The sequence below is a fragment of the Citrobacter sp. CK194 genome (assembly GCF_030333395.1).
Classification (GTDB): Bacteria; Pseudomonadota; Gammaproteobacteria; order Enterobacterales; family Enterobacteriaceae; genus Citrobacter_B; species Citrobacter_B koseri.
On record NZ_JAOWGA010000013.1, the window covers coordinates 210,812 to 230,710 of the forward strand.

At 57.2% G+C, this 19,899-nt stretch carries 13 protein-coding genes; 9 read left to right on the top strand and 4 right to left on the bottom strand.

Annotated elements, in window-relative coordinates; all coding sequences use genetic code 11:
• Window positions 1-59 precede the first annotated feature (59 nt).
• Entirely contained in the window at window positions 60-344 is a 285-nt protein-coding gene (gene ppnP / locus OGX80_RS03790; RefSeq protein WP_024130605.1) for a pyrimidine/purine nucleoside phosphorylase, read from the top strand.
• Window positions 345-381: 37 nt separating this feature from the next.
• On the opposite strand, the gene rdgC is transcribed toward ppnP, so the two are convergent.
• Window positions 382-1,293 carry a recombination-associated protein RdgC gene (rdgC, locus tag OGX80_RS03795; RefSeq protein WP_024130604.1) on the bottom strand — a complete coding sequence of 304 codons (912 nt, stop codon included), beginning with the start codon at window positions 1,291-1,293 and terminating at the stop codon, window positions 382-384.
• A 125-nt stretch (window positions 1,294-1,418) separates the two neighbouring features.
• Here rdgC and mak point away from each other — a divergent pair, with 125 nt between their 5' ends.
• A complete protein-coding gene (mak, locus tag OGX80_RS03800) occupies window positions 1,419-2,327 on the top strand; it encodes a fructokinase (RefSeq protein ID WP_047458524.1) in 909 nt (302 codons plus the stop codon).
• A gap of 442 nt (window positions 2,328-2,769) precedes the next feature.
• On the opposite strand, the gene sbcC is transcribed toward mak, so the two are convergent.
• Window positions 2,770-5,913, bottom strand: a complete 3,144-nt coding sequence (gene sbcC / locus OGX80_RS03805; RefSeq protein WP_115181921.1) for an exonuclease subunit SbcC — start codon at window positions 5,911-5,913, stop codon at window positions 2,770-2,772.
• Complete coding sequence (gene sbcD / locus OGX80_RS03810) at window positions 5,910-7,118, bottom strand: exonuclease subunit SbcD (RefSeq protein ID WP_115181920.1); 1,209 nt, start codon at window positions 7,116-7,118, stop codon at window positions 5,910-5,912. The genes sbcC and sbcD overlap by 4 nt, the downstream gene beginning before the upstream one ends.
• Window positions 7,119-7,305: 187 nt before the next feature.
• On the opposite strand from sbcD, the gene phoB reads away from it, so the two are divergent.
• The 5 genes from phoB to malZ all read left to right on the top strand — a co-directional run bounded on the left by phoB (window position 7,306) and on the right by malZ (window position 14,544).
• Complete coding sequence (gene phoB, locus OGX80_RS03815; protein WP_012133591.1) at window positions 7,306-7,995, top strand: phosphate response regulator transcription factor PhoB; 690 nt, start codon at window positions 7,306-7,308, stop codon at window positions 7,993-7,995.
• 67 nt (window positions 7,996-8,062) lie between these two features.
• Window positions 8,063-9,358, top strand: a complete 1,296-nt coding sequence (gene phoR / locus OGX80_RS03820) for a phosphate regulon sensor histidine kinase PhoR (protein WP_012133590.1) — start codon at window positions 8,063-8,065, stop codon at window positions 9,356-9,358.
• A 408-nt stretch (window positions 9,359-9,766) separates the two neighbouring features.
• A complete protein-coding gene (gene brnQ / locus OGX80_RS03825; protein ID WP_012133587.1) occupies window positions 9,767-11,086 on the top strand; it encodes a branched-chain amino acid transporter carrier protein BrnQ in 1,320 nt (439 codons plus the stop codon).
• Window positions 11,087-11,162: 76 nt separating this feature from the next.
• The gene (gene proY, locus OGX80_RS03830; RefSeq protein ID WP_024130602.1) at window positions 11,163-12,536 is read left to right on the top strand and encodes a proline-specific permease ProY; all 1,374 of its coding nucleotides are present in this window, start codon (window positions 11,163-11,165) and stop codon (window positions 12,534-12,536) included.
• Between the two features lie 190 nt (window positions 12,537-12,726).
• A complete protein-coding gene (malZ, locus tag OGX80_RS03835) occupies window positions 12,727-14,544 on the top strand; it encodes a maltodextrin glucosidase (RefSeq protein ID WP_048902404.1) in 1,818 nt (605 codons plus the stop codon).
• Here the strand turns inward: malZ and OGX80_RS03840 are convergent.
• On the bottom strand, window positions 14,538-15,440 hold the full coding sequence (locus tag OGX80_RS03840) for a LysR family transcriptional regulator (protein ID WP_115181919.1): 903 nt from the start codon (window positions 15,438-15,440) through the stop codon (window positions 14,538-14,540). The genes malZ and OGX80_RS03840 overlap by 7 nt on opposite strands.
• 304 nt (window positions 15,441-15,744) lie before the next feature.
• On the opposite strand from OGX80_RS03840, the gene OGX80_RS03845 reads away from it, so the two are divergent.
• Window positions 15,745-18,375 (top strand): DUF2339 domain-containing protein, encoded by a 2,631-nt coding sequence (locus OGX80_RS03845; protein ID WP_115181918.1) that lies wholly within the window; start codon window positions 15,745-15,747, stop codon window positions 18,373-18,375.
• Complete coding sequence (locus OGX80_RS03850; protein WP_115181917.1) at window positions 18,372-19,766, top strand: DUF3999 domain-containing protein; 1,395 nt, start codon at window positions 18,372-18,374, stop codon at window positions 19,764-19,766. The genes OGX80_RS03845 and OGX80_RS03850 overlap by 4 nt, the downstream gene beginning before the upstream one ends.
• Window positions 19,767-19,899: the final 133 nt, after the last annotated feature.

The following is a 19,899-nucleotide window of genomic DNA, read 5'->3' on the forward strand; positions in this document are numbered from 1 at the left end:
AGGCAGAAGGTCGCGACCCTATATTGGTGCTTAACGTAACCATGAGAAAGGGCCAGTTTATGCTACAAAGTAACGAATACTTTTCCGGCAAAGTGAAATCGATCGGCTTTACCAGCAGCAGTACTGGTCGCGCCAGTGTCGGCGTGATGGCGGAAGGCGAATATGCCTTTAGCACTGCCGCGCCGGAGGAGATGACGGTGGTCAGTGGCGCGTTGAACGTACTGCTTCCGGGGGAAACCGAGTGGAAAGTCTACGCAGCGGGCGAGGTGTTTAACGTCCCTGGCCAAAGTGAGTTCCATTTGCAGGTGGCTGAACCGACGTCCTATCTTTGCCGCTATTTATAATGGCGCTTCCCTCTCCCGGCGGAGAGGGAATATTCACTTAGCGTTGCGCTTCGCCGCCCAGACCTTCAACCAGGCTTTGAATTAACGCCGCCAACTCACCCGTCATCAGAATGAAATCGGCATCAAAACGCTGAGCGTAGTCTTCGCGATCGATATCTTCGTTTTGATCGCGCAGTTCATCGCTGAACTTCAGGCGTTTGATCGAACCGTCATCGCAGATCAAGAACTGAATGCGCTGCTGCCAGTCGAGCGCCAGTTTCGTGACCACTTTACCCGCTTCAATGTGCACGGCGATCTCGTCGCTGACCAGATCCTGTTTCTTCGCGCGGATCACGCCGCCGTCTTCCAGCATTGCTTTCAGTTCTGCTTCGTCCAGCAACTGGAATCCCTGCGCCACCGTACCGGAACGCACCCATTCGGTGAGCGTCAGCTCGATAGGATTTTCCAGCGCCAGCGGAACCACCGGCAGCGAGCCGAGGCTTTTACGCAGCAACGCCAGCGTATCTTCCGCTTTTTTAGCGCTTGCGCAATCGACCATGATCAGACCGTTAACGGTGTCGATCCACATCATTGTCTGACTAAAACGGCTAAAGGCGCGCGGCAGCAGTGAGTGCAGCACTTCATCTTTCAGCGAGTCTTTTTCCGTTTTTTTCAGCTTGCGCCCCTGGTCAGCTTCCAGTTTGGCGATTTTCGCTTCCAGCGCTTGCTTGATCACCGGCGACGGCAGAATTTTCTCTTCTTTGCGCGCGCAGATAATAATTTGGCCATTGGCAGTATGCGTTAACGCATCGCTGTGCGAGCCCATTGGCGGAACCCAGCCCATTTTTGCCATATCCTGGCTGCCGCAAGGGGTAAACGTCATCGAGGCTAGCTGTTTTTCCATCTCCTCGGCGCGCAACGAAATATCGCGGCTAAGACGGTAAACCATTAAATTTTTGAACCACAGCATGATAATTTCCACGGCCTTGTCGTTAAATCCAGCGGGTATAATAACGAATTGTCGGCGGGCTTGCATTGCCAACCAGAACTCCCGCCTCTACTCTGTTGATATTCCCTAAAAATGAGGAGCGATGTGTGCGTATAGGTATCGATTTAGGCGGCACGAAAACGGAAGTGATTGCGCTCGGCGATGCGGGGGAACAGCTGTTTCGCCATCGTCTGCCTACGCCGCGGGATGATTATCGACAAACGATAGAGACCATCGCTTCGCTGGTCGAGATGGCGGAAAAGGCGACGGGCCAGACGGGTACGGTAGGGATGGGTATTCCCGGTTCGATCTCGCCCTATACCGGTGTGGTAAAGAACGCCAACTCAACCTGGCTTAACGGTCAGCCGTTCGATAAAGATTTGAGTGCGCGTTTGCAGCGGGAAGTGCGCCTGGCGAACGACGCCAACTGTCTGGCGGTGTCCGAAGCGGTGGATGGCGCGGCGGCCGGAGCGCAGACCGTTTTTGCGGTGATCATCGGCACCGGGTGTGGGGCTGGCGTGGCGCTGAACGGTCGGGCGCATACCGGCGGCAACGGTACAGCAGGCGAGTGGGGACACAATCCCTTGCCGTGGATGGATGAAGATGAACTGCGCTACCGTGAAGAAGTGCCCTGCTATTGTGGCAAACAAGGCTGCATTGAAACCTTTATCTCAGGAACCGGGTTTGCCACGGATTACCATCGTCTGAGTGGTCATCCGCTGAAAGGGAATGACATTATCCGTCTGGTTAACGAGCAGGACGCGCTGGCGGAACGGGCGCTTAGCCGTTATGAACTGCGCCTGGCGAAATCGTTAGCCCATGTGGTCAACATCCTCGACCCGGACGTTATCGTGTTAGGCGGCGGGATGAGCAATGTCGATCGGTTGTACAACACCGTGCCATCGTTGATTAAACCGTTTGTTTTTGGCGGCGAATGCGAAACGCCGGTTCGTAAGGCGTTACATGGCGATTCCAGCGGCGTTCGCGGCGCGGCATGGTTGTGGCCGCAGGAGTAAATCGTTTTTTACCGGATAAGGCATAATGCCCGGAGGCGCTACGCTTACCGGGCCTACAATGTGCTCCCTGTAGGCCGGATAAGGCGTTTACGCCGCCATCCGGCGTAATGCCCGGTGGCGCTACGCTTACCGGGCCTACAATGTGCTCCCTGTAGGCCGGATAAGGCGTTTACGCCGCCATCCGGTATAATGCCCGGTGGCGCTATGCTTACCGGGCCTACAATGTGCTCCCTGTAGGCCGGATAAGGCGGTTACGCCGCCATCCGGCGTAATGCCCGGTGGCGCTACGCTTACCGGGCCTACAACGTGCTCCCTGTAGGCCGGATAAGGCGGTTACGCCGTCATCCGGCATAGTGCCCGGTGGCGCTACGCTTACCGGGCCTACAACGTGCTCCCTGTAGGCCGGATAAGGCGTTTACGCCGCCATCCGGCAAAACAACCGTCATTCCACAGCAAACATCTTATCCAGTTTGCTGTAACCCAGCCCATTGATTTTCTTCACCTTAATTTGCACAGGAATGCGTTCTTTCATCGCTTCCACATGGCTTATTACGCCAATCGTCTTACCGGTGGCATTCAGCGCGTCCAGGGCATCCAGCGCGGTATCCAGCGTCTCGCTGTCCAGCGTGCCGAACCCTTCATCAAGGAACAGAGAGTCGATGCGCGTTTTGTGGCTAACCAGATCGGACAACGCCAGCGCTAGCGCCAGACTGACCAGGAAACTTTCGCCGCCGGACAGCGTGCGGGTATCGCGAACGGCATCCGCTTGCCAGGTATCGACCACCTCCAGTTCCAGCGCTTCGCTGGCCTTGCGCTGGAGCAGGTAACGACCATGCAGGCGAGTCAGCTGATTGTTCGCCAGCCAGACCAGGTTATCCAGCGTCAGTCCCTGAGCAAATTTGCGGAATTTATCGCCCTCTTTAGAGCCGATTAACGCGTTCAGATAACCCCAGTCCTCCACCTGCTGCGAGGCGTTTTCAATCTCCAGCATCAGAGACTGCTGCTGTTGGCGGTTATCCGCATCCTGTTTGAGCTGCTGGCGGATCTCCCCCTGACGCGTCGTATTGTCCCGCAGTTGTCCGGTTAATTGCGTCACGGCCTGCTGAATGTGTTCAGGCGTGAGCGTGAGATCCAGCCCCTCGGGCGGATGTTGTTGATGTTCTGCCAGCGCCTGGCTCGCCTGAGCGGCTAAGGCCTGCGCCTGCTGTAACTGGTTTTCCAGCGCCTGGCGATATTGTTCGAGGCGGGCGATGGTCTCATCGTCCAGCAGCGCGGCAAGGAAGGCGGCGCGATCGTTAAATACGCTGGCCTTGAGCGCGGCGTCAAAGTGCGCCTGCGCCTGTGCTACCCGCTGCATTTCCTGCGCTTCCTGCTGCTGCAAGGTCTGCCACTGGCTCTGTAGCGAAACGCAATCATCATGTACCTGCCGCCAGTTATCCAGCGCCACGCGCTCATCGCTCTCCGGGAGAATATCTGTTTCCGGTAGTGTCTCCAGCAGGGGAGTCAACTGCGCGATGCGCGTTTGTAGCTCACCCAGTTCCGTCTGGCGCTGTTGCCATGTTTGCGCGTCATCCGCGCGGGCGTTTAACCACGACGCTTCTTCTCCGTCGGCGGGCAGGGATAACCCGTAGCGGCGCAGTTCAGACAGCAGCGTGGTTTGACGCTGGTCGATTTGCTGCTGAAATTGCGTAACCTGCCCGGTATGGGCGGCGATCTGCGCCTGCAACATATGGCGCTGGCTGAGCTGATACAGCTGTTGTTCATAGTCCTGCCGGGCGGTCAGCCACGGTGAAATATCGTCCTGAGGGTGCAGCGTAACGTTCAGCGCGTCACACAGCGTTTGCCATTCTTGAGTGAGCGCTTGCTCCTCTTTTACCAGTGCCTGCGCTTCGCTTTCGTCGCGGTGTAGCTGCTGCGTTAATGTTTCCAGTTGCCCGCGTAAGGCGGCGCCTTCTTCCGTCAGCGTCTTGACCTCTTTTTCCAGTGCATCGCGCCGCGCCTGATTCACGCCGGGTTCGAGTGCCTGATAGGATGCAATCGCCGGATGCGAGGTCGATCCGCAGAGCGGGCATGGCTGACCGGATTGCAGCAGCGCTCGCTGGCTTTCCAGATCTTTGATGCGCGCCTCCTGCTCGCAAATCGTTTTCACATCCATGAACTGCTGATTTTTTTCTTTATATTTCTGCCGCTTATCCTCCAGCGCCGCATTGCGTCGGGCCAACTCCTGCTGACTATTCTGGATAGCGGTTTGCAGTTGTTCCCGTCGTTTTTGCTTAGGCGCTATCTGCCCATGCAGGCTGGCGAGACGCTGACGCAGCGGCTGCTGCTGCGTATGCTGCGCCAGCGCTGCCGTGGCCTCTTCTGGCGTAAGCGTCAGAGGATTCGGTGGAAGCGCGTCACGCTTGCGGATATCGCTTGCACACTGCTGCTGCCATTTAAGCAACTGCGCTTTATCGCTGGACTGTTGAGCAAACAGCGCACGCCAGCCTGCCAGTTCACTGCTCCACAAGCGGAAGCGTTCATGTTCGGTGAGCCACCCGGTCAGCGTCTGCATGGTGGCATGCAGTTCGGCGGATTGTTGTTGAGCGCTGTGTCGAATGCGGCTGCGCAGGTGTAATACGCTTTGTAAGCGAGTATTCACTTCCTGAATTTGCTGGCGTGTGCGCCCGGCGGCAGCGGTTTGTTCCTCAATGCGTTCCCAGTGTGGGCGTAACTGCCGGGCAGGATGCGCCAGCTTCAGCGCGGCCAGCTGCGGCTGCGCGTTTTCCTGTTCTTCCTGGGCGACCCGCAGCGCCTGCTGGCGGCGATTCATTTCAGCCTGCAACTCATTCTGACGGGTCAGCCAGTGCAGATGTTGCTGGTGAAGCTGCTGGCGGGCGAGCAGCTGTTTTTCTTCGTCAGTGAGCGCCTGCAAACTTTCATTGAGGGAATGCTGCTGCTCCGGCGCTAACAGCGAGACGCCGCTGGCCTGCGCCTGAAGCTTTTCCAGGTCGGTACGGGCGGTCTTGTGCTTTTCAAACACCAGCGCGGAGATCTGCCCGTAGATTTCTGTTCCGGTCAGCTCTTCCAGAAGCTCGGCGCGTTCTTTCGGCTTCGCATTGAGAAACGCAGCGAACTGCCCCTGCGACAGCAGCATGGAGCGGGTAAAGCGTCCGTAATCCAGCCCGGTGAGCGATGCCGTCATCTCCAGCTTATCTTTGACCTTATCGGCGAGGATTTTTCCGTCGGCGCAGCGCGCCAGCTCCACGCGCGGCACTTGCAGGTTTCCGTCCGGCTGATTGCGGGCGCGGTTCTGGCTCCAGAAAGCGCGGTAAGACTCGCCTTTAACCTCGAACTCCACTTCGGCAAGGCATTCGGCCGTATCGCGGGTCATCAGATCGTTTTGCGATTGCGAAACGGTGCTCAGGCGCGGCGTCTCGTGATAGAGCGCAAGACAGATGGCGTCGAGCAGCGTGGTTTTCCCCGCGCCGGTCGGCCCGGTGATGGCAAACAGCCCGTTGCTGGCAAAAGGTTCTGCCGTGAAATCGACTTTCCATTCTCCCTTCAGGGAGTTGAGGTTTTTCAGGCGCAGGCTGAGAATCTTCATGCGTCATGCTCCCCGGACAGCGAATGTAGGGTGGTGGTAAAAAGCTGCGTCAGACGTTCACGCTGGGGCTCATCCAGCTCTTCCAGCGCCAGACGGCGGGTAAAAACGTCTTCCACGCGCAGTTCGCTCAGGGTTTCACGTCGTTCGTTAGCCATAATGCGTTCGCGATTTTCCCGACTGCGGCGCACCAGTAAAACCTCAACGGGCAGCGACTCCGTTAATGCCTGAATTTTGCGCTGCATATCGTGAAGGTATTCGTCGGTGGTGATTTCAATATCCAGCCAGACGGGGGGCTCCTGGTGAGCATCTCGCCATTGCTCAAGTTGTTCGGTGATGGAGGCCAGATCGCCTTTCAGCACCGCCAGCGGTTGAGTGACGGGAACGGTGAGGTTCTCTACTTGATGTAATTTGCCGTTTGCAAAACTGACCAGATGGACGCATTTGCTTTTGCCGCACTCATCAAAGCTCAGCGCGATCGGAGAGCCGCAGTAGCGGATGTGTTCCGTGCCGCCAATGATCTGCGCCCGGTGAATGTGTCCCAGCGCGATATAATCGGCAGGAGGGAAGTTTTGCGCCGGGAAGGCGTCCAGCGTGCCGATATAGATGTCACGTACCGCGTCACTTTTACTGGCGCCGACGGTGGTCAGGTGCCCGGTGGCGATAACCGGCAGAGTTTGATCGCCGTCGCCGCGCAGCTTACAGGCTTCCTGATACTGTTGTTGGTAGTAATCCGTGATCGCACCGAGCAGATGCTGCTGTTTTTCATTGCCCGAAAGCCCCGCCTGGCTGGTGATGATGTCGCGCGGGCGTAAAAACGGAATCGGGCAAAGCACGGCGCCCGGCGTACCATCGCGACGGTAAAGGTACTGCGGCGCGTGGCCTGCGCTGGCGACCACGGTGGTGTTGAGAAACGCCAGAATATCGCGGGATTCGTTGAGCGTGGCGACGGAATCATGGTTTCCGGCCAGCACCACCAGATGACAGCCGGTTTGCTGTAAATTGACAACAAACCGGTTATACAACTCGCGGGCATAGCTTGGCGGCGATCCTGTATCAAAAATGTCACCCGCGACAATAATCGCATCCACCTGGCGAGATTGCGCGGTTTCCAGCAGCCAGTTGAGAAACGCCTGGTGCTCGGCGGCGCGGCTTTTGCTGTAGAAGTTTTGTCCCAGATGCCAGTCAGAGGTGTGAAGGATGCGCATAACGGTTCCATGACGAAAAAGCGTGGGCAGGATTATAACCCGTCGGGAACGGTAATATCTTGTTTCGTGACTGTCATAAATCAATAACCTGAGCCGAATGTCGACTATCTTTTTCATAAATCTGTCATAAATCTGACGCATAATGGCGCCGCATTGATGACAACGACTTATTTAAACAGGGCAAATCATGGCGAGACGTATTCTGGTCGTAGAAGATGAAGCTCCAATTCGTGAAATGGTCTGCTTCGTGCTCGAGCAAAATGGCTTTCAGCCAGTAGAAGCCGAAGATTATGACAGTGCTGTGAACCAACTGAATGAACCCTGGCCGGATTTAATCCTCCTTGACTGGATGTTGCCCGGCGGGTCGGGCCTTCAGTTTATTAAACACCTCAAGCGTGAAGCGATGACCCGGGATATCCCTGTGGTTATGCTGACGGCAAGAGGCGAAGAGGAAGACCGCGTGCGCGGGCTGGAAACCGGGGCGGATGACTATGTCACCAAGCCGTTTTCCCCTAAAGAGCTGGTGGCGCGTATCAAAGCTGTGATGCGCCGCATTTCGCCGATGGCGGTAGAAGAGGTGATTGAGATGCAGGGGCTTAGCCTCGATCCAACCTCGCACCGCGTGATGACCGGGGAAAATCCGCTCGATATGGGGCCGACCGAATTTAAATTGTTACACTTCTTTATGACGCACCCTGAGCGCGTCTACAGTCGCGAGCAGCTCCTCAACCATGTCTGGGGAACGAATGTGTATGTTGAAGACCGTACGGTCGATGTGCATATTCGTCGTTTGCGTAAAGCGCTGGAGCACAGCGGTCACGATCGTATGGTGCAAACGGTACGCGGAACCGGGTATCGCTTTTCGACCCGTTTTTAATACATTGCCGCCAGACCGGCATCTCGGTGTGGCGGGCGGGTTTACTATTCTGAAGGGAGTGTGACGCGTGCTGGAACGGCTGTCATGGAAAAGGCTGGTGCTGGAGCTGATCCTCTGCTGCATCCCCGCTTTTATCCTCAGTGCTTTTTTTGGTTATCTGCCCTGGTTTTTACTGGCGTCGGTAACGGGATTGCTGATCTGGCATTTCTGGAATTTATTGCGCCTCTCCTGGTGGCTGTGGGTCGATATGAGTATGACGCCGCCGCCGGGACGCGGGAGCTGGGAGCCGCTGCTGTACGGTCTGCACCAGATGCAGTTGCGTAATAAAAAGCGGCGTCGCGAACTGGGAAACCTGATTAAACGCTTTCGCAGCGGGGCGGAATCCCTCCCCGACGCGGTGGTGCTGACAACCGAAGACGGCGGGATTTTCTGGTGTAACGGACTGGCGCAACAGGTGCTTGGGCTGCGCTGGCCGGACGACAACGGGCAAAACATTCTGAACCTGCTGCGCTACCCGGAATTTACGCAGTATCTCAAAACACGCGATTTTATCCGGCCGCTCAATCTGGTGCTCAACACCGGGCGGCATCTGGAGATTCGCGTGATGCCCTATACCGATCAGCAACTGTTGATGGTCGCGCGCGACGTGACGCAGATGCACCAGCTTGAAGGCGCGCGGCGCAATTTCTTCGCAAACGTCAGCCATGAACTACGCACGCCGCTCACCGTCTTGCAGGGCTATCTGGAGATGATGCAGGAGCAGCCTCTGGAAGGCGCGACGCGGGAGAAGGCGCTGCATACGATGCGTGAGCAAACGCACCGGATGGAAGGGCTGGTGAAACAACTGCTGACGCTGTCGAAAATTGAGGCGGCGCCCGCGCTGCTGTTAAATGAAAGGGTAGATGTGCCGATGATGCTGCGCGTTGTTGAGCGTGAGGCGCAGGCGCTCAGCCAGCAGAAACACACCTTTACGTTTGAAGTGGATGCCCGGCTGAGCGTATTGGGCAACGAAGAACAGTTGCGCAGTGCGATTTCGAACCTGGTCTATAACGCGGTGAATCACACGCCTGCGGGAACGCATATTACCGTGCGCTGGCAGCATGTGACCCACGGTGCGGAGTTCAGCGTGGAAGATAACGGGCCGGGGATTGCGCCTGAGCATATTCCGCGTCTGACGGAGCGTTTCTACCGTGTGGACAAAGCGCGGTCGCGGCAAACCGGGGGAAGTGGATTAGGTCTGGCGATTGTGAAACATGCGCTGAATCATCACGAGAGTCGATTGATTATCGACAGTTCGCCGGGTAAAGGGACGCGCTTCAGCTTTGTGCTGCCGGAACGATTAATTGCCAAAAATTGCGCTTAATTGTGGTTCGTAAGGTTAGCTTTCCATAAGCCAGCGGATGCTGGCTTATTTTCTTTGCAGTAAAGAAGACTCCGCTGAATTTTTCAACGCCTGATGCTTTTTTGTTCGCATGATTAGCCATGACTTTTTCTTATGGATAGCGTTTTGTACTGGTTGCTAATTTCATATCGCTATATTCTTCTGGTTTTTGGATCTCACCTTGCTTTAAAACGTTATAAGCGTTTAAATTGCGCTCCAGATGCTGTCATACCGACTGCATTTACGCGGTAAATCGAAAAACTATTCTTCGCCGCGCCAGCCCAGGAGCATATCCCGCTGGAATTGCTTAAAAATGCCGCTGTATCGTCCCGCAGGGAAGGGCAGAAAATTTAACGTTTTCAACACCACATCCACAGGCAGTAAAACTTTATGACCCATCAGTTAAAATCGCGCGATATTATCGCTCTGGGCTTTATGACATTTGCGCTGTTCGTTGGCGCAGGCAATATTATCTTTCCGCCGATGGTCGGTTTGCAGGCAGGCGAACACGTCTGGACTGCGGCGTTCGGCTTTCTGATTACTGCCGTTGGTCTTCCGGTACTTACCGTTGTGGCGCTGGCGAAAGTCGGCGGCGGCGTTGATAGCCTGAGCACCCCGATTGGTAAAGTGGCTGGCGTTCTGCTGGCGACCGTCTGTTATCTGGCGGTGGGGCCGTTATTCGCAACGCCGCGTACGGCGACCGTCTCCTTTGAAGTCGGGATTGCGCCGCTGACCGGCGATTCCGCACTGCCGCTGTTTATCTACAGCCTGGTGTATTTCGCCATTGTGATTCTGGTATCGCTCTATCCGGGCAAACTGCTGGACACGGTGGGTAACTTCCTGGCGCCGCTGAAAATCATCGCGCTGATTATTCTCTCCGTTGCGGCAATCATCTGGCCTGCCGGCCCGATTAGCGACGCGATGGACGCCTACCAGAACGCGGCGTTCTCTAATGGTTTTGTGAATGGCTATCTGACGATGGATACGCTGGGCGCAATGGTGTTTGGTATCGTTATCGTCAATGCGGCGCGCTCGCGCGGCGTTAAAGAAGCGCGTCTGCTGACCCGTTATACCGTCTGGGCGGGACTGATGGCGGGTGTGGGTTTGACGCTGCTGTACCTTGCGCTGTTCCGTCTGGGATCGGATAGCGCGACGCTGGTCGATCAGTCTGCTAACGGCGCGGCAATCCTGCACGCTTACGTTCAGCATACCTTCGGCGGCGCGGGTAGCCTGCTGCTGGCGGCGCTGATTTTCATCGCCTGTCTGGTGACGGCGGTTGGCCTGACCTGCGCATGTGCGGAGTTCTTTGCGCAGTACGTCCCACTCTCTTATCGCACGCTGGTGTTTATTCTGGGCGGCTTCTCAATGGTGGTATCGAATCTGGGTCTGAGCCATCTGATTCAGATTTCTATTCCGGTGCTGACAGCCATCTATCCGCCGTGTATCGCACTGGTTGTATTAAGCTTTACCCGCTCATGGTGGCATAATTCTTCCCGCGTCATTGCTCCGGCGATGTTTATCAGCTTGGTTTTTGGTATCCTTGACGGGATTAAAGCCTCTGCGATTGGTGACATCTTACCGGCCTGGACCCAGCGTTTACCGCTGGCGGAACAGGGGCTGGCGTGGTTGATGCCAACAGTGGTGATGGTTGTTCTGGCAATTATCTGGGATCGCGCCGCAGGTCGACAAGTGACCTCCAGCGCTCACTAAGATCACTGACAGTATGTTTTAACCACGGGGCTACAGGCCCCGTGGTTTTTTTATTATTTTGATGGGTTCGGAATTGATGGAAAGCAATAACAAGCTAAAGCGTGGGCTGAGCACCCGGCACATTCGCTTTATGGCATTGGGATCGGCAATTGGCACCGGATTATTTTATGGCTCGGCAGACGCCATCAAAATGGCCGGGCCAAGCGTGTTGCTGGCCTACATTATCGGCGGGGTCGCGGCGTACATTATTATGCGCGCGCTGGGCGAAATGTCCGTGCATAACCCCGCCGCCAGCTCGTTCTCGCGCTATGCGCAGGAAAACCTCGGCCCGCTCGCCGGTTACATTACCGGCTGGACTTACTGTTTTGAAATTCTGATTGTCGCCATTGCCGACGTGACCGCCTTCGGTATCTATATGGGGGTCTGGTTCCCTACGGTGCCGCACTGGATCTGGGTGCTGAGCGTGGTGCTGCTTATCTGTGCCATCAACCTGATGAGCGTGAAGGTATTCGGCGAGCTGGAATTCTGGTTCTCGTTCTTTAAAGTCGCCACTATCATCATCATGATTGTTGCCGGCTTCGGCATCATTATCTGGGGGATTGGCAACGGCGGGCAGCCGACCGGGGTCCACAACCTGTGGAGCAACGGCGGGTTCTTCAGCAACGGCTGGCTGGGGATGGTGATGTCGCTGCAAATGGTGATGTTCGCTTACGGCGGGATTGAAATTATCGGCATCACCGCCGGAGAAGCGAAAGACCCGGAAAAATCTATTCCGCGCGCCATCAATTCTGTGCCGATGCGTATTCTGGTGTTCTACGTGGGCACGCTGTTCGTCATCATGTCTATCTACCCGTGGAACCAGGTTGGCACCAACGGCAGCCCGTTCGTCCTGACCTTCCAGCATCTTGGCATTACGTTTGCCGCCAGCATCCTGAACTTTGTGGTGCTGACCGCTTCGCTGTCGGCGATTAACTCCGACGTGTTCGGCGTGGGGCGTATGCTGCACGGTATGGCGGAGCAGGGCAGTGCGCCGAAAGTGTTCGCTAAAACGTCGCGTCGCGGTATTCCGTGGGTGACGGTTATGGTGATGACCATTGCGCTGCTGTTCGCGGTTTACCTGAACTACATCATGCCGGAAAACGTCTTCCTGGTGATTGCTTCGCTGGCGACCTTCGCCACGGTATGGGTATGGATTATGATCCTGCTGTCGCAGATTGCGTTCCGCCGCCGTCTGCCGCCGGATGAGGTGAAGGCGCTGAAATTTAAAGTGCCGGGCGGCGTGGCGACAACCGTTACGGGCCTGATTTTCCTGGTCTTTATTATCGCGCTTATCGGCTACCATCCAGATACCCGTATTTCGCTGTACGTCGGTTTCGCCTGGATCGCACTGCTGTTGGTCGGCTGGATGTTTAAACGCCGCCGCGACCGCCAACTGGCTGAAGTGGGGTGATTCCCCGCCGGATGGCGCTAACGCTTATCCGGCCTACAGGCAACCGTAGGCCGGGTCAGGCGAAGTCGCCGCCCGGCAGTATCAAACAATATCCTCCCCCGGACTCCTCCCCCAATAAACATTAAGATGATGAGTTATCCTTGATGTCGCTATGGCAAGGTGGCTTCATTTTCATCAAAGGGGATACGTGATGTTGAACGCCTGGCACCTTCCGGTTGCCCCATTTGTTAAGCAAAACAAAGAACAACTGACCATAACGTTATGGCTGAGCGGGGAGAACCCGCCCCAGCGTGTGACGCTACGCGCTGAGAACGATAATGAAGAAATCTCGCTGGCGATGCATCGGCTGCGCAGTCAACCGCAACCGGGCGTCACGGCATGGCGGGCGGCGATCGATCTCGCCAGCGGACAGCCGCGCCGTCGCTACAGCTTTAAGCTGCTCTGGCACGATCGCCAGCTGTGGTTCACGCCGCAGGGATTTAGCCGTTTCCCGCCCGCGCGGCTGGAGCAGTTTGCCGTCGATGTGCCGGACAATGGCCCACAATGGGTCGCCGATCAGATTTTCTATCAAATCTTCCCGGATCGCTTTGCCCGCAGCCAGCCGCGCGAAGCGGAACAGGATAATGTCTATTACCATCATGCCGCCGGTCAGGATATCGTCTTGCACGACTGGGACGATCCGGTGACTGCGCAGGCCGGGGGATCGACGTTCTACGGCGGCGATCTGGACGGGATCAGCGAGAAACTGCCGTACCTGAAAAAACTGGGGGTGACGGCGCTGTACCTGAACCCGGTCTTTAGCGCGCCAAGCGTCCATAAATACGATACGGAAGATTATCGTCACGTTGATCCGCAGTTTGGCGGCGATCGGGCGCTGTTGCGCCTGCGGCAGCATACGCAGCAGCAGGGAATGCGCCTGGTGCTGGACGGCGTCTTTAACCATAGCGGCGACTCGCACGCCTGGTTTGACAGGCACAATCGGGGAAGCGGCGGCGCATGCCACAACCCGGATTCGCCCTGGCGTGACTGGTACTCTTTCTCCCCGGAGGGCGTGGCGCTGGACTGGCTGGGGTATCCGAGTCTGCCCAAGCTGGATTTCCAGTCGGAAAGCCTGGTCAATGAAATCTACCGTGGTGAAGACAGCATTGTGCGTCACTGGCTGAAAGCGCCGTGGCATATGGACGGCTGGCGGCTTGATGTGGTGCATATGCTGGGCGAGGCCGGAGGCGCGCGCAATAACCTGCAACACGTTGCCGGTATTACGCAGGCGGCAAAAGAGACGCAGCCTGACGCCTATATCGTTGGCGAGCATTTTGGCGATGCGCGGCAATGGCTCCAGGCGGATGCGGAAGACGCCGCCATGAACTATCGCGGCTTTACTTTCCCGCTGTGGGGATTTCTCGCCAATACCGATATCTCTTACGATCCGCAGCACATTGACGCGCAAACCTGCATCGCCTGGATGGATAACTACCGTGCTGGCCTGTCGCATCAGCAGCAGTTACGGATGTTTAACCAACTGGACAGCCACGATACCGCCCGTTTCAAATCGCTGCTGGGCAAAGACGTGGCGCGTTTGCCGCTGGCGGTCGTCTGGCTGTTTACCTGGCCTGGCGTTCCCTGCATCTATTACGGCGATGAAGTGGGGCTGGACGGTAATAACGATCCGTTCTGTCGTAAGCCGTTCCCGTGGCAGGTTGAAAAACAGGATGCCACGCTGTTGGCGCTGTACCAGCGTCTGGGGAAACTTCGCCAGCGCACGCAGGCGCTACGTCACGGCGGTTGCCAGGTGATTTATGCCGAAGAAGATGTGGTGGTCTTTGTGCGAGTCTATCACCAGCAGCGCGTACTGGTGGCGATCAACCGGGGCGAGGCCTGTGAGGTCGTATTGCCTGCCTCACCGTTGCTTAACGTCAGCGAATGGCGAGGCAAAGAGGGGAAAGGCCAACTGGCTGAGGGTGTTCTCAGCCTGCCCGCCATTTCCGCTACGGTCTGGGTGAATCACTGATAGAGCTGCGCGACTTCCGGGCTGGCGAGCAGGGCTTCTCGCCACCAGCGCTGCGCCAGACCATCGCTGTGGTTGCGCCATGCCATATAGGCGACATCTTTCTGCCGAAAAGAGATGACGGATTTCTCCACCAGCTCGCCGGTGGCAAGCCACGGTTTGGCAATATGGCGGGGGAGGAATCCGCACCCTAAACCGGCGCGCAGCAGCGTCACTTTGCTGTCGAAGTCATCCACGCGAATTTGCGGCTGCTCATCCATTAAATTGGATTGCAGGGGATGGCAGAAGCGGGCGCTGTCGCTGATCACCACCGCCCGGTGCAGACAGAGTTGCTCATTGGTCAGGCCGTCCGTGGCGGCGGCCAGCGGGTGCGAAGGCGCGACCACAAATACGTTGTCCAGGGTGCCGAGCATTTTATATGACCAGGCGGCGGAGGTCGGAGGCTCGTTAATTGCGCCGAGAATGATGTCCGCGCCGTTGTGCGTCAGCTCTTCCCACGATCCCGCCAGCGTATGGTGTGTAAAATTGAGGCGCGTTTGCTTATTCAGCGCATAAAACGCATCAATAACGGGCAGCAGCGTCTCGAAAGGGAAGGAATCATCCAGCGCTATCGCCAGCTCTTTTTCCCAGCCAGAGCTTAACTGCACGGCTTGTTTCTCCAGGTCTTTTGCGGCGTTGAGCAGCAGACGCCCTTTTTCCAGCATCATCCGTCCGGTATCGGTAAATTTTGCCCGGTGGCCGGAGCGATCGAGAAGCTCAATATCGAGATCGTTTTCCAGTTTCTGAATCATATAGCTAAGCGCCGCGGGGGTTTTAAACAGCGACCCGGCCGCAGCGGCAAACGAGCCGTGTTTGTCGATAGCATCAAGAATGAGCAGAACGTCCAGATTGATTCGCATGATCTGAAAATATCCTGAAAATGAAATAAGTACGTTGTACAGACTGTCGAAAAACAATGCCAGTGAATAATTTAGACCAAAGCATGGCATTTTTTTGAGGGTGTCTGTTATGCAAAATAAGATGAAATAACCACATTATTAGCATGGTTCATTTCCTCAATAATGCATTCAAAATGGTCGGCTCTATTCGCCCCGAAGCCGCGTTCTGGTTTACGCTGCGATCCGGCATTTTCACCTTCAGGGATGGCAAAAATGTAATAATCTATGTCATTCTGGTCTGTCCTTGTACAGTGAAGGTGGAAACATGGATGAGCTTTTAATCCTTGGCTGCATTGTTTTATTCTTCGCGCTGGTGGTGGTTCCCATTCTCGCGATTGTCGCGCTCAACCGCAGCGCGTCGGTTCGCTTTGAGCTGGCGGTGTTGCGCCGACGGGTTGAGCAACTTGAACAGCAGCGTGCGGGAGAAGCGCCTGCGGTACAGGTGACGGCGGAACCTTCGCTACCTGCGAAAGAGCGTGTCGCGCCATCGCCGCCTGATGCCATCGAAGCGGCCATACCTGAGCCGGAAAATCCCTGGGCTGCGCAGGAAACCCTCGCAAAACCGCTCCCGGCGCCTGCTAAAACGGCAAAACCTTCCGCGTTCGGCGGCGTTTTCACCTCGCTGGCGCGCTGGTTTATGCAGGGAAATCCGCTGGCGAAGCTGGGCATTCTGCTCCTCTTTTTCGGTTTATCCTTCCTGTTGCGTTATACGGTTGAACACGCGCTGTTTCCGCTTGAACTGCGTCTTGTCACTGCGGCGCTGTGTGCCGTAGTGCTGCTCGCGACAGGCTGGCGTTTGCGACACAAACAGCCGGTCTATGCGCTGATCCTGCAAGGCGGCGCGACAGGCGCGCTCTATCTGACCGTCTTTGGCGCATTTCGGCTGTGGCAAATGCTGCCGATGACGCTGGCGTTTGCGCTGTTGGTGCTGATTTGCGCCGCAAGCGTAGGACTGGCTATTTTGCAAAAAGCGCTTAGCCTGGCGATGCTGGCCAGCCTGGGCGGTTATCTTGCGCCGCTGCTGCTGTCGACGGGCAGCGGGAACTATGTGGCGCTGTTCTCGTTCTATCTCCTGCTGTCGGCAGGCATTCTTGCCATAAGCGTCTGGCAGCACTGGCGTGAGCTTAATCTGCTGGGGTTATTATTCACTTTCGGGGTCGGCGGTCTGTGGGGCGTCAGCGACTACCAGCCTGAATACTGGCTCAACTGCCAGCTTTTCCTGATTGCCAATATCATTATTTTCGGTGTGCTGAGCGTGGCGCTGTCGCTGCGGGCGCAGGAAAAAGGCAAACATATTGTTGATGGCGTGCTGTTGTTTGCGCCGCCGCTGGTTGGGTTTGGCATGCAGTACGCCATTACCCAACATATGGATTATGGTCCGGCGCTCAGTGCGCTGGGCTACGGCGCGTTCTATATGGCGCTGGCGTGGCTGGCGCTGCGCCGCTACCCGTCGATGGGAAGGCCGCTGGTGCTGGCGGCGCTCGCGTTGGGTGGCGCGTTTACCACCCTCGCCATCCCGCTGGCGCTTTCGGCGCGCTGGACGGCAATGGCCTGGGCGCTGGAGGGGCTTGGCGTATTGTGGCTGGGTATGCAGCAACAGCAGCGGCGGATGAGCTATAGCGGCACTGCGCTAATGCTACTGGCTGTGGGCAGCGCGCTGTGGGCGCTGGCCGATGACGCCGCGCCGCTGACGGTGATGATGATCTTCGCCGTGCTGAGTCTGTGCTGGCTGGGCGGCGCGTGGCTGTGGCGCAGCGAGAAGAAGGAGGTCAGTTGGGCGCTGCTGGCGGGCGGCATCGCCTTCTGGATCGTCGCGCTGACGGGCGCCTCGCAACTGGCGCTGGCGCGTTATGCTGCCGAATGGTCTGGCGTGCTGGCGCTACTCGCCGCGTCCGCCTGGCTCTGGCGTTATCTGAGCGGGCGGCTCGCCTGGCGGGCGTTAGGTTACAGCCCCTGGCTGCTGTGGCCTGCGATGCTGCTGGCATTGCTGTACCAGATTGAAGAACGCCAGATTTTCGCCGCAGGCTGGCAAAATCTGGCGTGGTGCGTGGCGCTGCCTTGTGCGGTGTTCATGCTTTATCGTGATGATGCGCATCTGCCGCCGCGCATCTCCCGGGCGCTGCATTTATCCTTGTTCTGGATGGTGCTTTTAGCGCTCGGGATGGAGCTGTTCTGGTTTGTGCAGTCGTTGCCGTGGGGAATGGACGCCTGGCGCAGCGGGTTGATGATGGCGGCGGGCGGAATCGTCATACTGCTGGTACACGCCGCGCTGCGCCGCGATTTGTGGCCGTTCAAATGCTGGCCTGCGTTGTACGGCGCGCTGGCGTTGGCGCCCGTGGCAGCGATCCTGCTGTTGCTTCTGGTGCTGGCGAATTTACAGGATGGCGTGGTTTTCCAACAGCGCTATCTGCCAGTGGTGAACCCGCTTGAGGAGGGAGCCGCTTTCGCCTTGCTGGGATTGTTCCTCCTTGCGCGTTTCTCTCGTCGTTTTCTGCCGTCGCCGTTAGTGAAATATCACGCATGGGCGCCTGTGGTGCTGGCGGCGCTCGCATTCTGGTGGTTGAATGGAGGGCTGATGCGGGCGCTGGCGTGGTATGGCGAGGTGGCGTGGAGCATGGAGACATTGTGGCATTCGCGGTTGATCCAGACCTGTTTCGCCCTGTTCTGGATGCTGACGGCATTAGTTATGATGTTGCTCGCGACCCGTCGCCGTTCGCGGCGGGAATGGTTATGCGGCGCGGTGCTTTTGGGGATCGTCATTGTTAAGCTGATGCTGGTGGATAGCGCGCGCGGCGGCGGGCTGGCGCGCGCCATCGCTTTTATCGGCGTGGCGATCCTGGTACTTATCGTCGGGTATTTCTCACCGTTACCGCCCAAAGCAGGAGAAGAAAAATGAAATGGATGAAAGCGGTAGTCTGGAGCGCGTTGCTGAGTGTGGCGTGGCCGGCGTTCAGCCGTGACGAAGCCCCGGAAACGCCGCAGGATTATGCCATCGGCATGATGCTGGAAGCGACGGGTTCATCGCCGTGGTATCGCGTTTCGCTGCCGCTGGCGCTTTACCAACAAAGCGCCTGGCCGGATTTACGCGATGTGCGGGTTTTTAACCGCCAGGGCGATACGGTGCCCTTTGCGCTGACGGCGCAGAAAACGCCGTCTGTTACGCCAGAGACGGTGGCGCTGCGGCTTTTTCCTCTGGATATGTCGCCAGTATCACCGCGGGAAGGGGAGCGCCGTGGAAGCGAATCCTTTGTCTTGCGTTCAAAGACCGGCGTGGAAATTCATCTGGAAAGCGATGACGTTAACGCGGTTGGGCAGAGCTATTTACTGACTCTGCCGGAAGAGATGACGGCGGCCTTTTCGCTGGCGCAACTGCGCCTGAACTGGAACACGCCTGCGGGCAACTGGCAGGGGAAGGCGTCCGTTTATGCCAGCCGTGATTTACGTTACTGGCAACCCGTGCAAGAAGACGCGCCGCTGATGGATCTGACGCGCGATAACGATCGGCTGAAAATGGACACCATCAGCGCCAGCCTGACGCTCTCTGCGGAAGGCCGTCGCTACCTGCTGGTGATTCTCGATTCGCAAAGTCCGCCGCTGACGTTAAACAGCGTAAGCGCCATTGCGGACAGCGGAGAACCGGCGTCGGAGCGTATTGCGCTGGAGGCCCACGCAAAGAAAGTGTCGGAAACAGAAGCCGTATGGCGCTGGAATCAGCCGCAGCCGCTGACGTCGCTCAGAATTGCGCTGGAAAACGAGGGCGTTTTACCGGTTGAGCTGGCATGGCGCGGCGGGGAAAAAGAGGCGTGGCGTCCACTGACGAAAACGATCCTGTACCGCCTCGACGGGAAGCGTTCGGAAGATATTTTTCTTTCAGGTCAACAGGTTGAAGCTATCCGTATGACCACCATCAACGCCCGATTGCCGGAAACGCTGCCTGCGCTGAGCGGCGCGCGGGACAGTTATCAACTGGTGTTCAATACGCAAGGGAAAGGCCCGTATATGCTGGCCTGGGGAAACCGGGCGGCAGAAAAAGCCGATGTTGAGCTGGATATGCTGATCCCGGCGTCGCTGCGCAAAACGCAGGATGTTAACGACCTGCCCTGGGCGATGACGCAGCAGCGCGTAACGCTGGGCGGTGAGGCGCGGCTGACGGCAACGTCGGCTGCGGAGCAGCAAAGCCGCTGGAAAACGTTACTGGTGTGGGGGGCGTTGATTGCTGGCGTCGCGGTACTGTTGGTGATGGCGTGGCGGATCTGGCGCGAGGTGAAAAAGGACGGCGCGGCGTAAACGCTACGTGTTTGCAGGCCCGGTAAACGGCGAGCCACCGGGCACTACGCCGGATGGCGGCGGAACGCCTTATCCGGCCTACAAAAATCCATAGGCCTGATAAGCGCAATAAAAAAGCTCGCCATAGCGAGCT

Excerpts from the sequence above, each read along its gene's own strand:
- ppnP (WP_024130605.1), top strand. The coding sequence starts at position 60 with ATGCTACAAAGTAACGAATACTTTTCCGGCAAAGTGAAATCGATCGGC.
- rdgC (WP_024130604.1), bottom strand. The coding sequence starts at position 1,293 with ATGCTGTGGTTCAAAAATTTAATGGTTTACCGTCTTAGCCGCGATATT.
- sbcC (WP_115181921.1), bottom strand. The coding sequence starts at position 5,913 with ATGAAGATTCTCAGCCTGCGCCTGAAAAACCTCAACTCCCTGAAGGGA.
- sbcD (WP_115181920.1), bottom strand. The coding sequence starts at position 7,118 with ATGCGCATCCTTCACACCTCTGACTGGCATCTGGGACAAAACTTCTAC.
- phoB (WP_012133591.1), top strand. The coding sequence starts at position 7,306 with ATGGCGAGACGTATTCTGGTCGTAGAAGATGAAGCTCCAATTCGTGAA.
- brnQ (WP_012133587.1), top strand. The coding sequence starts at position 9,767 with ATGACCCATCAGTTAAAATCGCGCGATATTATCGCTCTGGGCTTTATG.
- proY (WP_024130602.1), top strand. The coding sequence starts at position 11,163 with ATGGAAAGCAATAACAAGCTAAAGCGTGGGCTGAGCACCCGGCACATT.
- malZ (WP_048902404.1), top strand. The coding sequence starts at position 12,727 with ATGTTGAACGCCTGGCACCTTCCGGTTGCCCCATTTGTTAAGCAAAAC.
- OGX80_RS03840 (WP_115181919.1), bottom strand. The coding sequence starts at position 15,440 with ATGCGAATCAATCTGGACGTTCTGCTCATTCTTGATGCTATCGACAAA.
- OGX80_RS03845 (WP_115181918.1), top strand. The coding sequence starts at position 15,745 with ATGGATGAGCTTTTAATCCTTGGCTGCATTGTTTTATTCTTCGCGCTG.
- OGX80_RS03850 (WP_115181917.1), top strand. The coding sequence starts at position 18,372 with ATGAAATGGATGAAAGCGGTAGTCTGGAGCGCGTTGCTGAGTGTGGCG.